The 12,867-nt window shown below is 66.8% G+C and carries 13 protein-coding genes; 10 read left to right on the forward strand and 3 right to left on the reverse strand.

Features of this window, described 5'->3' with window-relative positions; all coding sequences use genetic code 11:
- The coding region (locus tag ACFPZ3_RS48255) for a type II secretion system F family protein (protein ID WP_379521155.1) at positions 1-332 on the forward strand (332 nt) is incomplete at its 5' end.
- A gap of 83 nt (positions 333-415) precedes the next feature.
- Entirely contained in the window at positions 416-1,372 is a 957-nt protein-coding gene (locus tag ACFPZ3_RS48260) for an alpha/beta fold hydrolase (protein WP_379521156.1), read from the forward strand.
- Here the strand turns inward: ACFPZ3_RS48260 and ACFPZ3_RS48265 are convergent.
- Positions 1,307-1,798 carry an HIT family protein gene (locus ACFPZ3_RS48265; protein ID WP_379521224.1) on the reverse strand — a complete coding sequence of 164 codons (492 nt, stop codon included), beginning with the start codon at positions 1,796-1,798 and terminating at the stop codon, positions 1,307-1,309. The genes ACFPZ3_RS48260 and ACFPZ3_RS48265 overlap by 66 nt on opposite strands.
- A 466-nt stretch (positions 1,799-2,264) precedes the next feature.
- On the opposite strand from ACFPZ3_RS48265, the gene ACFPZ3_RS48270 reads away from it, so the two are divergent.
- Positions 2,265-2,537, forward strand: coding sequence for a hypothetical protein (locus ACFPZ3_RS48270; protein WP_379521157.1), 273 nt, complete (start codon positions 2,265-2,267; stop codon positions 2,535-2,537).
- A 417-nt stretch (positions 2,538-2,954) separates the two neighbouring features.
- Here the strand turns inward: ACFPZ3_RS48270 and ACFPZ3_RS48275 are convergent, their stop codons facing one another.
- Entirely contained in the window at positions 2,955-3,734 is a 780-nt protein-coding gene (locus ACFPZ3_RS48275; RefSeq protein ID WP_379521158.1) for a tyrosine-protein phosphatase, read from the reverse strand.
- Positions 3,735-3,990: 256 nt separating this feature from the next.
- Between ACFPZ3_RS48275 and ACFPZ3_RS48280 the strand changes: the two genes are divergently transcribed.
- The 4 genes from ACFPZ3_RS48280 to ACFPZ3_RS48295 all read left to right on the forward strand — a co-directional run bounded on the left by ACFPZ3_RS48280 (position 3,991) and on the right by ACFPZ3_RS48295 (position 7,775).
- Positions 3,991-4,575, forward strand: a complete 585-nt coding sequence (locus tag ACFPZ3_RS48280) for a DUF4244 domain-containing protein (RefSeq protein ID WP_379521159.1) — start codon at positions 3,991-3,993, stop codon at positions 4,573-4,575.
- A gap of 56 nt (positions 4,576-4,631) precedes the next feature.
- Complete coding sequence (locus tag ACFPZ3_RS48285) at positions 4,632-4,952, forward strand: TadE family type IV pilus minor pilin (RefSeq protein ID WP_379521160.1); 321 nt, start codon at positions 4,632-4,634, stop codon at positions 4,950-4,952.
- Positions 4,949-5,398, forward strand: a complete 450-nt coding sequence (locus tag ACFPZ3_RS48290; protein WP_379521161.1) for an Rv3654c family TadE-like protein — start codon at positions 4,949-4,951, stop codon at positions 5,396-5,398. Before ACFPZ3_RS48285 ends, ACFPZ3_RS48290 begins: the two co-directional genes overlap by 4 nt.
- A gap of 373 nt (positions 5,399-5,771) precedes the next feature.
- Entirely contained in the window at positions 5,772-7,775 is a 2,004-nt protein-coding gene (locus ACFPZ3_RS48295; RefSeq protein WP_379521162.1) for a hypothetical protein, read from the forward strand.
- Between the two features lie 325 nt (positions 7,776-8,100).
- On the opposite strand, the gene ACFPZ3_RS48300 is transcribed toward ACFPZ3_RS48295, so the two are convergent.
- The gene (locus ACFPZ3_RS48300; protein ID WP_379521163.1) at positions 8,101-9,828 is read right to left on the reverse strand and encodes a Zn-binding domain-containing protein; all 1,728 of its coding nucleotides are present in this window, start codon (positions 9,826-9,828) and stop codon (positions 8,101-8,103) included.
- Here ACFPZ3_RS48300 and ACFPZ3_RS48305 point away from each other — a divergent pair.
- The 3 genes from ACFPZ3_RS48305 to ACFPZ3_RS48315 are packed head-to-tail and all read left to right on the forward strand — an operon-like array spanning position 9,815 to position 12,864.
- Positions 9,815-10,675 (forward strand): ATP-binding cassette domain-containing protein, encoded by an 861-nt coding sequence (locus ACFPZ3_RS48305; protein ID WP_379521164.1) that lies wholly within the window; start codon positions 9,815-9,817, stop codon positions 10,673-10,675. The two genes, ACFPZ3_RS48300 and ACFPZ3_RS48305, sit on opposite strands and share 14 nt — an antisense overlap.
- Positions 10,675-11,469, forward strand: coding sequence for an ABC transporter permease (locus ACFPZ3_RS48310; protein WP_379521165.1), 795 nt, complete (start codon positions 10,675-10,677; stop codon positions 11,467-11,469). Before ACFPZ3_RS48305 ends, ACFPZ3_RS48310 begins: the two co-directional genes overlap by 1 nt.
- Positions 11,470-11,481: 12 nt before the next feature.
- Positions 11,482-12,864 (forward strand): ATP-binding protein, encoded by a 1,383-nt coding sequence (locus ACFPZ3_RS48315; RefSeq protein ID WP_379521166.1) that lies wholly within the window; start codon positions 11,482-11,484, stop codon positions 12,862-12,864.
- Positions 12,865-12,867: the final 3 nt, after the last annotated feature.

Consider the following 12,867-nt stretch of genomic DNA (forward strand, 5'->3'; position numbering starts at 1 on the left):
CGCTCGGCGAACGCCTGACCTGGGTAAGCAACCAACTGCGACTGGGTGCCGACCCAGAGCCGACCTGGACCGCCCTCGCCAGAGACCCAGCCATGGGCCGACTATCCCGGGCCATGAGCCGAGCGGTTCAAAGCGGCGCCCCCGTAGCCGACGTCCTGACACGCCTGGCAGACGACGCCCGTGAAGCAGCCAGAGCGGAATCGGTCGCATCAGCCAGAAGCGTCGGCGTAAAGGCGGTAGCCCCTTTGGGCCTGTGCTTCCTACCGGCCTTCGTTCTCCTTGGAATCATCCCGGTAATAGCTGGCCTAGCCTCCACTATCATCATCCCGTAATGCCACTGACTTCTCTCTCGGGTCACCCATGTGGGTCTGTGCGACCCACCCGGACGGCGCACGTGGTGACTCGGAACCGTCGCATGAACGGCGCATCAGATTGCGTGGAACCGCCGGGTGAAGATGCCGCAACGGTGCTGTCTTCAATGACAACAAGCACTACTGCGCAGAAGAATGAGAGTGAGGCCCGCACGGTCAGAGAAGGCTGTGCCAGCATGGCCAGTATGGCGATCTTTGTCCAAGAGGCAGGTCCGGTCGACGCTCCGACGGTAGTGCTGCTGCACGCAGTGGGCACCAGCGGTTGGATGTGGACCAAGCAGGTCTCCGCACTGGCGACCGACATGCGTGTAATCGTTCCCGACCTGCCAGGACATGGGCAGAGCAACACGAGCCCATGGGTCTCGATCGCCGATACCGCCCGTCTGGTAGCCGAGACGGTCTCCGAGCGGGTGCCGTCGGGCCGGGCGCACATCGTCGGGCTTTCCTTGGGAGGCTACGTGGGCGTCTATCTGGCCGCGACAGCTCCCGAGATGGTGGCCAGCGCGATTGTGAGCGGGGTGAACGTGCTGCCGTTCCCCAACCCGGGCAGATTGCGGCTCATGAGTGCGCTGATAGCACCGGTCATGAAATGGGGGCCGGTACTGCGAGCCAATGCTCGCGCGCTCAACGTCCCCGCCGCCGACAGCGACGGCTACCAGAGAGCCGCACGGGCCACCACCCGGCAGGCATTCCGCAAGGTCAGCAGCGAAGCCCTCGACTTCCGGCTTCCGTCGCGGGCCAAGAACTCCGGATGCCGGATCCTGGCAGTGGCCGGTGAGAACGAGCACGATCTCACGAAGCGATCCTTGGCCGAAATCGCCGCAACATTTCCCCATGGCGAAGCCTGCCTGGCGTCCGGCGTGGGACATGGGTGGAGCGGCGAAAAGCCTGAACTGTTCACGGCCATGATCCGTGCCGAGGTCACGGGCTCTCGGCTACCCGAAGGACTCATCTCCGTGCCCGCGGGGGATGACCCTGTCAGTCATACGAGGAGCGCGTAGTCGCCGCGTGAGCCGCGCTCGAGCCTCGATCACCCGTGCCAACACCTCTTGAAGCTCCTGAGAGGAAGCGCGCCGAGAACGCCACATCACCCTCGCGTCATCATCCCGCCACCTCGGAACGACGTGAGCATGGTAATGAAAGACCTCCTGCCCGGCCGCCTCCCCCGTGGCATGGGTGACCGACAGTCCGTCCGGGGCCAGCGCCACCCGCAGCAGGGCGCCCACGCGATGCACCAGCCGAGCAACCTTCGCGCAGGCATCCTCTGACAGCTCCCACAGATCCCGCGCATGCCCCCGGGGGATGACGAGCGTATGACCCGCCGTAGCAGGGGCGATGTCCAAGAACGCCACCGCGTGTTCGTCCTCCAGCACCCGATAGGCGGGAGCCCGACCGGCAACGATCTCGCAAAAGATGCAAGCGTCCATCTGCACGATGATCGCACCCAACCAACCCGTACTACTCCACGCACCACCTCGCACATGTTCGCGCGAGCATGTGCGCTTTGCCGGAACGACTCGTTGGAGGCGATCGCGACGCTCGCGTTCCCCCTTCCCAGCGGTCAGACTCGCGTTCCCCCTCCCCAGCGGTCAGAAAGGTCAGGTCAGCGCCGCGATTGTCGAGCTCCAGAGAGGGCCAGTTCGTCAGCACAAACTGTCCGCGCAACGGGAAACCTCACCAAGGTCAGCGACGCGGGCACCTTGGGGCTCGGGCCACGGAGGTCTGAACGCAACCCAGGGGAGAAACACGCCGAGCTCCAGGAGAAAGAACCACACCCAGACTAGGGGAGACGTCTGCACCAGCTCGATTCATCTGCCACTGTGCTCACCGTCGGACCCCGAGCCGCGTCACAGGTATCGGGATCGCCTCCACAGTGTCGTAAAGGTGGAATGAGTGAACGTAGAGGCACAGATCATCGAGTTGATGCTGCGCATCCAGGAATTCGAACCAGGCCCCCTGACTCGCGAGGACATCATCGTGATCACGATGGGCATAGTCCTGGCGCTGACCAACCTCTCCGAGATCCGGGCAGAGGTGAGACAAGACCTGGCCGCCCTCAGCGACGAACTCGCAGGCCTCCGACGCCACATGAACGAACACCTCACCTCCATCCGCTCGGAACTGCTGCTCACGCTCAGCAATCTGCGACGCGACGTGACCAAATAACGACCGGCCATCCGCCCGCCGCCGGAGAAACGAAAGCCCGGTCTGCGCCTTGATCCCTCATCCGAGGACGCAGACCGGGCTGGCACCTTCGAAACCGCCCCAGCGGCAAGCTCGTCCCAGCCGCCCCAGGTCCTCGGCAGGGTGGCAGAAGTGCCCAGCCGCGCAGGTCTCGCATCCTCAGCGGAACGCCTGACATCCGAGCCCGGCTGCCCAGGTCGCCCGACCTTCCCCGCACGACGGCCAAAGGGCTCGACAGCCCGAGCCCCGCACCCAGCACCCGTGCGACCCACGCCAACGCGACCACCTGGCGATACGCAAGGCGCGCAAAGACGACCCACGCTGGCACCGCGAACTTCGCCCGGACGGGTCCCGACCTCACACGGACGGGTCCCGACCTCACCCGAACAGCGACCGCGACTACCGTACGAGCCGCCCCCGAAGCGCGACGAGATCACCATCGCCAAGCCCAGCCGCGCGGAGATGAGCCTCGACATCCAGCCCGTCCAACGCGGCGAACAGAGCAGCCCGAGCAGTGGTGTTCTTCCTGTCCAGAATCCCCCGTATCTCATCGGTCTGGTCATCAACCTCCAGCGCCTCGAAGAGCGGAGGCAGCCGATCCGTGCTCAGTTCATAATCCGAAGCGATGTCCTCGGGCCGAACCCCCGCGAGCGCCAGCAGCAACATGACGATCAGACCGGTCCGATCGCGCCCCAGCCCGCAGTGAACGAGCACCCCTCCTGGCTGCGCACGAGCGACGGCGGCGACGGCCGCGGCACAGAACCGCGCCTTGCGTTCGATGAACACGCGGTAGTAGAGCGGCGAACCATCAAGCTCGTTCTCCCGCAGATAAGTCCAGAACGTCGTGTCGGCAGAATCATCCAACGGCACTTGTACGGTCGTCAGCCCCGCAGGCCGGCCCCACTGATCATCTTGGCGTTCCCTGTCGTTTCGCAGATCGACGATGGTCCGGACCCCGTGCCCCGCGAGCGCCGCCCACCCGACCGCGGTGAGTCGTTCCGGGTTGTCCGAACGAATCACTGACCCCGCACGGATGACACCGCCCCCGGACACCGGAATCCCCCCGAGATCGCGCACGTTGAAGCACCCCTCCCAGTCGAGATGTCGTTCAACCTGCGCGGACCGGCCCTCGCCGTCAGAAGCCTTTTCCGGATGAGCCTCGCGAATGCATTCACTCATGGCAGATGTGACGCCCCTCGCCCCACAGTTGTTCTCCCGATCGCCGATGAGGTGCTGACCAGCGGAAACACCAGCGACAGGCCGCTTACTGGCCGCCGCGGGGCAGCGCAGCCGTATATCCCCAGGTCACCCCTCTGATTGTGGATAAGCGTTGGTTCTCCACAGAACGCCGTTCGGTCCATCGGCGGCCACCCCGCCTCCGCGACCCTTGGACTCCCGCCGGGCACAACTCCCGGCTCCAACACCTGGAGGCAAGATGCACAGTCCCGCCACCACGCCAGACGACATCAAAGCCACCCCAGCACGCGTCCCCACATCGAGCAGCCACATCATCGGAAGCCCGACCCTCGCAGGGCGAAAGCGCACAGCCACCAACACCCTCAACGAGCCTCACCAGACAACAAAAGCCACAGCCACCGGCACCGTCAACGAGCCTTGCCAGGCAACAGAAGCCACAGCCACCGGCACCGTCAACGAGCCTCGCCAGGCAACAGAAGCCACAGCCACCCGCGCCATCACACCTACCATTCCAGACACTCACGAGTCGACCCCAAGCACCCCCACCAACCAGCAAGAAGCCCCCGCCACCCCGAACAAGCACGCATCGACACCCTCTCTGGCCCCGAGTCGACGCACGAGAAGCGCCTGGCCGCGATACAACAAATGGCTCCACTACGCGGCCGTCAATCGAGAGCGCGGCATGTCAACCGCCGAGTACGCGGTGGGCACCATAGCCGCCTGTGCTTTCGCCGCTCTCCTTTTCAAGGTCGTGAGCAGCCCGGAGGTCCAGGAAATGCTGACATCCCTCATCAACCGAGCACTCAACACCGCGAAGGAATGACACCCCGCCCCAAGCGGACCTTCATGAGCGCCAAGCGGCCAGCATCGCGGGGTTCTGTGACGGCCGAGACCGCCGTGATGCTGCCCGCTCTCATGATCGTGCTGGCAGCCGCCCTGTGGGCGATTCAAGCCGTCGGCGTCCAACTCGAATGCGTGGACGCCGTACGAGCGGCTGCCCGAGCCGCCGCGAGAGGCGAGCCGCTGGACCAGGTCCGCGATTTCGCCCGAGCAGCCACCAGCCCGAACGCTCAAGTAGCCATAACCCGCGAGGAAGAGTTGACAAAGGTGCAGATCACCATAGAAGTACGCCCCTCCTGGGCCGAATCCCTACCCAGCGTCCACGTATCGGCCACCGCCACCGCAAGCACCGAACATTGACCCCACGCCGCCCCCCAAACCAGGAGATACCGATCAACCCCAAAGACCGCGGCTCGGCAACCATCTGGGGCGTGGCGCTCATGGGCCTGCTCATGGTAGTCGCCACAGCGCTCGCCACGGTGGGTTCCATACGTGTCGCCCACCATCGGGTCAACAGCGCCGCCGACCTCAGCGCCCTGGCCGCCGCCAAGCTGGCGCTGATCGACCCGGAAGGAGCCTGCGAGAGAGCTTCCACGCTGGCCGCTCAGAACGACGTCGAGCTGACGCAATGCAAGATCACCGACGATATCGCCGACGTCTGGACCGCGTTACGGCTCTCGCTCCCGTTATTAGGCTCTCGAACCCTGACGGGCAGATCACGCGCCGGCCCGGCAACCCCACTGCAGGCCAGAAACGGTCATCAGGAAGAGCCTGGCATAAGAGACAGAACTGATGTGGTGCGGTAGATCGACAAGTGCGACCACGAAATTGGCCGGGCCCTCCCGACAAGAGGGCCGACGGCGAGCCCTCGTACATGCAAGACAGCAGTTGAAAAGGGTGCCGTTCGACGGTGGGGCGCTTTGTGGCGGTTGTGGCTCGAGAGACAATGTCGCAATCGAGTCACGACTTCTTGGACGTGGTGTCCAAGAGTTGACTATTTCCCGTAAGGTTCCGCTTACCCTCGGTCCATGCCGTATGCGACAGGGGCTCTAGGAGAGCAGGAACGCAGTCGCTAGGGTGCGGGTCCGGGGACGGTCGGTGACCGTATCGGCCGGGCGGACTGCACTTCCGGTCGTCGCATGAACGCCCTGAGGGTGCTCAGGCGGCGCGAGGCTCTCGATGGAGGGAAGCGTCGTGACGGTAGTCGGCAGAGTGGTGGCCGCAGGGACGATCGTGGCCGCTTCCATCGCGCTTGGCGGCTCCGCTCAAGCTGCTGTGGCGACGGATCGGTTCACGTCCTCTGGCCAGACCCCATCCTTGTGGCGTACTGACTCCTCGGGACAGATCACCGCGCCCTCCGATGGCCAGGTGGTTTCGGATGCCTCCGTCACGGTTTCCGCGCGTACGGGGCTGGTGCAGCTGAATATGGGGCTGTACGTCGATGGGCCTTCCACCTCCAGCCAGAAGGTGGCCGGCGGTGGGGCCAACCAGACGATCTCCGGTACGTTCGCGGCGGGCGACGCCCCCAACGGGACCTTCACCGTCACGCTCAAGGGAGAGATCACCGGGACCAGCTACGCGACCAGCACGTTCAAGCTGCGTCGTCCCGCCGAGGCGCCGGGGAACGTGAACGCGAGCAGGCAGGGCACCGAGAAGGTCCTCGTGACCTGGAGCAGGGGAACCGAGCCTGACCTGCAGTCCTACGAGGTCTCCAACACCCAGTCCGGCGTGGTGGGGAGGCTGCCGGCCGACAGCGCGTGCTCGGGTTCCTCGTGCAAGGCGGTGCTCGCCGTGCCGGCCAAGGCGGTGGGGCAGAAGGTGGGATTCACGGTGAAGGCGTTCAGGGGTGATGGCGATGGCGGATCGGTCGAGTCGGGCGATTCGGCTGCCGCGTACATCTCCTTCCCCGCCGTGACCTCAGCCCGGCCGACGAAGAAGAAGACCACCACCGATCAAGCGACGAAGAACAGAGACGCCAAGAGCGTCGACGCACTGCCCACGCTGCCCGCCAAGAAGCAGGCCCTCCCTTCGACCAGTCCGACTCGTAAGTCCACAACCACGAAGCTGCCAGACATACCCGACGCTGATTCGAGCGGCAACCTGCCGATTCCGACCGCCGACGAGCAGGGCGAGAATGGCGAGCTGGTTCCGGCCGATGCGAAAGACGGGGCGGATTCGGCTCCCGTACAGAGCGATGGGGTGAAGGCCCAGTCGAGCGAGTCTCCGATCGGGAACATCGGCCAGTACGGCCTCTACGTCGCAGGAGGCATCCTCCTCCTGCTGCTCGGCGCCCACGCGGGCGCCTGGGCCAGGCGCCGCGCGCTGTCCACCGCCGGGCCCGGCGCCGCGTCCGTCACCTCACCCCCTGGTGACAGCGGTACGCCGGCGCAGGCCGCCAACGCGAACCGTGGAGCGCAGGCCAAGCAGGAGACCGGCAGCACTCCGACCACCACGGCGCCACCACGTCGGCCGGCCGTCATCCTGGCCGTCGCCAAAACTCGCGTCCCAGAGCCGGCGTCTCCGTCCCGGGCTGAGCCATCAGGGCCCGAGGGTGGGGCTCCGTCCAGTGCTCGTGTTGAGCGGCCGGGGTCGGCGGACGGCGTGTCGTCCAGCGTTCATGTTGAGCGGCCGGGGTTGGTGGAGGGGGTGTCGTCCAGCGCTCGTGCTGAGCGATGGGCGTCGGGGTATGGGGTGCCGTACAGCGCGCGTGCTGAGCGGCCGAGGACAGAGGGCAGGCCGCCGATCAGCGCTCGTGCTGAGCAACCAGGGTCGGAGGATGGGCTGCCGAACGGTGCTCGGGGGCTGCGAACGGGGTGGGGTGCGGAGGCGCCGTACAGCGCTTCGAGTGGGCGACCGGTGTCGGAGGCCGAGTCGCTGCCGCGGTCCGAGGAGTCGCTGTCGCGGTCCGAGGAGTCGCCGGGAGCGGTTCATATCGCCTTGCCGAGTTCGGCGGTTACAGAAGTGCCGGAGACCTCCGCTCCGATCGTCACGCCTGCCGTGCGCCTGGAAGAGCGCTGGGACGATTACCTGCCGCCGTCACCGAGGTCCATGGAGGACAGCGGGTTCTGGGAACGTCCGCAGCCAGGGGTGGCCGATTTCTGGGCCGCTGATGAAGACGATGGTGACGGAAAGCATGATGGGCAGGCTTATGCCGGTCGTCGGCACCGGGGTGGTGAAAGTTAGTAGGTCGACGGTTGGTTTGATATTCCGTCGTGCCGCGAGGGTGGGCTCTTAACCGAAGGCGCCGAAACCTCTCGATGGGGTCGCGATTCGCCGGTGCAGGAATGGGCTTCGACGATGTGCGGGGGTCCTCATGCTGCGATGTGCGGGCCTGTGGCGACAGGGCAGGTCAGGCCTGGTTCTTGGTGGGGTTAGGGCTGTCGGGGTGTCGGTGGCGGATGGTGTCCTCAGTGCTGTTGTGGAGCGTTTCTGTTGGGCTCCGCATGGGTTGGTTGGTGATTGATTCTGGTACGGGGCTCGGGGTATCGCTTGCCGGTTTCGGATTGGGTTATTGGGTGTCCAGGAGTGTGTTGAGGAGGCGGATGGCGCCTCGTTTGTCCAAGGGCTCGTTGCCGTTGCCGCATTTCGGGGATTGGATGCAGGAAGGGCAGCCTCGTTCGCATTCGCAGGACGTGATCGCCTCGCGTGTGGCCGTCAGCCAGTCGGTGGCGCGGGCGTAGCCGCGTTCGGCGAAGCCGGCGCCGCCCTCGTGGCCGTCGTACACGAAGACGGTGAGCAGACCGGTGTCGGCGTGCAGTTCCGTGGAGACGCCGCCGATGTCCCAGCGGTCGCAGGTGGCGAACAGGGGGAGCAGGCCGATGGAGGCGTGCTCGGCGGCGTGCGCGGCTCCGCCGAGGTCGATGCCTGCTTCGGCGAGAGGGGCCACTGCTGAGGCGGGGAGTGTCCACCAGACGGCACGGGTGCGGAGGGTGCGGGGTGGGAGGTCCAAGGGCTCGTCGCCGAGCATTTCGCCTGATTGGAGGCGTCTCTTCAGGTAGGAGACCACTTGGCGGGTCACCTCTACCTCACCGAAGTGCAGTGCGCCGGGGCCCAGAGGGTGGGAGCGCTGGGTTGAGAGGATGGAAATGTCGGTGATGTCGCGGGCGAACGTTGAGTAGTCGGGGTTGGCGCTTGAGACCAGGGCCACTCCGGCGTCCAGGTCCAGGAGTTCCACCAGGAAGGTCTCGCCCTGGTGGAGATAGATCGCGCCGGTGTGGACCGTGGTGTGGGCCGACGACTCGTCCACGCTGCCCAGGAGGCGGCCCGTGGACGACTCCACGACCTGAATGGGGGCGCCTCCGCCGCCTCGGATGTCGGCGAGGTCGGTGGCGCGCTCGCGCCTGGTCCAGAACCAGCCTGCCGGGCGCCTTCTGAGCAGGCCTTGAGCCACCAGGTCTTCGAGGACCTCTGACGTGGTGGCGCCGAAGATCGGCAGGTCGTCCTCGGACAGCGGGATCTCGGCGGCCGCGGCGCAGAGGTGGGGGCCCAGGACGTACGGGTTGTCGGGGTCGAGGACGATCGCCTCGACGGGCTGGCCGAACAGGGCCTGGGGGTGGTGTACGAGGTAGGTGTCCAGCGGGTCGTCCCGGGCGATCAGGATGGCGAGGGCGTCCTGCCCGTCCCGTCCTGCCCGGCCCGCCTGCTGCCAGAGGGAGGCGCGGGTGCCGGGCCAGCCCGCGATCAGTACGGCGTCCAGGCCCGAGACGTCGACGCCGAGTTCGAGGGCGTTCGTGGTGGCCAGGCCCAGGATGGTGCCTGCTCGGAGGGCCTTTTCGAGGAGCCTGCGGTCTTCGGCGAGGTAGCCGGCCCGGTAGGCGGCGATCTTGTCCGGGAGGTCGGCCAGGTCTGAGGGAGGAGGTTCCGGAAGCGCCCAGGTCAGAGGGCCTTGGGTATGTGGCGGGGGTTGAGGGTTTCGGGTGTGTGGGAGTTGAGGGGCCTGAGTGCGATGGGGCTGAGGGCCCTGAGCGTGTGGGGGTTGAGGGTTCCCGGGGTGCGCGGTTTGCGGGGTTTGGGCGGGCAGCGCTGGATGGTCGTCGGTGTGGGGGGTGGGGGAGTCCTGGGCGTGGGGTGTCAGGGGGTCCTGGGTGTGGGGAGATCGAGGGGTTTGTGTGGGCGAAGCCGGAGGACCGTCGGCCTTTGCGGGTTGAGGGGTGTGGGAGTTCTCGGGGTGCGCGGTTTGCGGGGTTTGGACGGGCGGCGCTGGACGGTCCTCGGCGTGGGGGGTGGGCCAGGGCACGGTCTGCGGCCTGCTCGGCCCGAACGGCGCGGGAAAGACCACGGCCGTCCGCATCCTCACCACGCTCCTGCGCCCCTCGGGCGGGCGCGCGGAGGTGGCCGGCTTCGACGTGACCACCCAGCCCCGCCAGGTACGCCGCAACATCGGCCTGGTCGGCCAGCACGCCGCCGTGGACGAGCTCCTGACCGGGCGGCAGAACCTGGAGATGTTCGGCCGCCTCCACCACCTCGGCGCCGCCGCGGCCAGGGCCAGGGCGGGGGAGCTGCTGGAACGGTTCGGCCTGGAGCACACGGGACCGGCCAAGGAGTTCTCCGGAGGCATGCGCCGCCGGCTCGACCTGGCGGCGAGCATGATCCTTACGCCGCCCGTGCTGTTCCTGGACGAGCCGACGACCGGGCTCGACCCGCGCAGCCGTACGGGGATCTGGCGCGCGGTGCGCGACCTGGTGTCCGGCGGCACCACGGTGTTGCTGACCACCCAATACCTGGAGGAGGCCGACCAGCTCGCGGACCGGATCTCGGTGATCGACGCGGGCCGGGTGGTCGCCGAGGGCACGCCGGACGAGCTCAAGTCCAAGCTCGGCGGCGACCGGCTCGACGTGGTGATCCACGACCCGGAACGGCTGGCCGAGGCCGCCGGGATCGTCGGCCGCGTGGCGGCCGGGCCCGCCGAGGTCGATCGGGACACCAGGCACGTCAGCGCGCCGGTGAGCGAACGGGTGCGGGCCCTCACGGAGGTGCTCGCGGCCCTGTCGGCGGCCGGGATCGAGGCCGAGGACGTCGCCGTACGCCGCCCCACCCTTGACGAGGTCTTCCTCAACCTCACTCACGCCGGAGGTGGCGCCTGATGACCGCTGTATCGCTGCGCTGGGCGCTGGCCGACGGCTGGACGGTCGCCCGCCGCGACCTGATCCACTGGGCCAACCAGCCCATGACGGTGGTGTTCGGGGTGGTCTTCCCCGTGGTCATCACCCTCGCCTTCGGCTACCTGTTCGGCGGCGCGGTGGAGGTGCCCGCCGGGGCCGGCTACTTCGCCTTCCTCATGCCCGGCATGTACGGCATGACCATGCTCTTCGGCCTGAGCGCCACCATGATCGCCGTCACCACGGACGCCTCGAAGGGTGTCACCGACCGCTTCCGCTCCATGCCCATGGCCCCCTCGGCCGTCCTCATCGGGCGCGCTGTCGCCGACCTGCTGAACTCGGTCCTGATCCTGGCGGGCCTGCTCATCTGCGGGCTCGCGGTCGGCTGGCGCCCCTCCACCCTCACCGGCGCCCTGGCCGCCGTCGGCCTGCTGCTGCTCCTGCGCTTCTCCTTGTTGTGGGTGGGCATGTACCTGGGCCTGCTCACCAAGGACCCGGGCGGGGTGGTCGCGATCCAGACCCTGGAGTTCCCGATCGGCTTCCTCTCGAACGCCTTCGTCGCCCCGGACACCATGCCGGGCTGGCTCGGGGCGATCTCGGAGTGGAACCCGCTGTCGTCCACGGTGGCGGCGGCCAGGCAACTCTTCGGCAACCCTGGGTGGGGCGGGGACTCGTGGGTGGCCCAGCACGCCATCCTGATGGCCGTGGTGTGGCCGGTGGTGATCACGGCCGTCTTCTTCGCGTTGTCGGTCCGCCTCTACCAGCGCCTGGATCGCTGAACTGTCGGCTCAGTGATCCGTGAAGTGTCGGTCGCGGTAACCGTGAAATGTCGGTATTTCTTCAGCGAAGTGTCGGTTCAAAGTCCCGTGAAATGTCGGTCCTCCCTCTGTAGAATGTCGTTTCCGCAGGTTGGAGGTATCGAATTGGATCTTGTTGCGCGACGCATAGCGGCTCATGCGGCGGAGTTTCTGGAGTCGTTCAGGGTGGTGATCATCAATGGGCCACGCCAGTCCGGCAAGACCACCCTGCTCCGTCAACTGGAGGCCTGTCGCGGGGGCACGTACCTGATCCTGGACGATCGGACGTTGCGTGCCGCCGCCCATGCCGACCCGGAGGCGTTCGTCGCTGACGGGCCGAAACCGATGATGATCGACGGAATTCAGCGCGGCGGCGACGACCTGGTGCTCGCGATCAAGGAGGTGGTCGACCGCTCCCCGACGCGAGGGCAGTTCGTGCTCGCCGGTTCGACCAGGTTCCTGGCCACCCCTTCACTCAGCGAGTCGCTGGTCGGCAGAGCGGGCATCCTCGAGGTCTGGCCATTCGCACAACATGAACTCGTCGGCGGTGACACCTCCTTCCTCGTGAGGGCGTTTGAGGAGCCAGAGTCCTTCAGGGCGACCGCGCAAAGCTCTCACAGCCGGACGGACTACTTCGATCTCATCGTCAGGGGCTTCTACCCCGAGGCCATGGCAATGCGGTCGGAACACGCCCGAGCCGAGTGGTACAGCGCCTACGTGCAGGGGATCATCGACACCGACATCCGTGAGATGGCGAAGATCGACGAGCCGAGCAATCTGCGGCAACTTCTGAGGCTCACCGCGGCCGCCACGGCTCAGGAGCTCAACCTGGTCAAGACCGCAAGCGATCTGGGGCTTCACCGCACGACGGTCAGCCGTTACCTCGGGCTGCTGGAAACAGTGTTCCTGGTCAAGCCGTTGCCTGCCTGGTCGCGCAACCTCAACGCCAGGGCCGTGCGACGGCCGAAACTGCACATCACCGACACCGGGCTCGCAGCGCACCTGCTCTCCGTGGACGCCGAAGGGCTGGGGGCGCGGGTGGCGCCCGCACGAGGAGCGCTCGTGGAGACGTTCATCGCCAACGAGCTGGCCAAGCAGGCGACCTGGTCTCCGTTCCGGACCAACCTCTATCACTGGCGCGTCAGCCAAGGCGCGGAGGTCGACATGGTGGTCGAGCGGACCAATGGCCGCGTGATCGGGGTGGAGGCCAAGGCCACGGACGCTGTCGACCTCGGCGACTTCAAGGGCTTGAGCACGCTCAGAGATTCTCTTGGGGATCAGTTCGTCCACGGGTTCGTGCTCTACACCGGTCGGCGATCGCTGGCCTTCGGCGACCGGCTGACGGCTCTGCCGATCAGCGCGCTGTGGGACCGATAGGAC

This window comes from Nonomuraea insulae, from assembly GCF_042656245.1.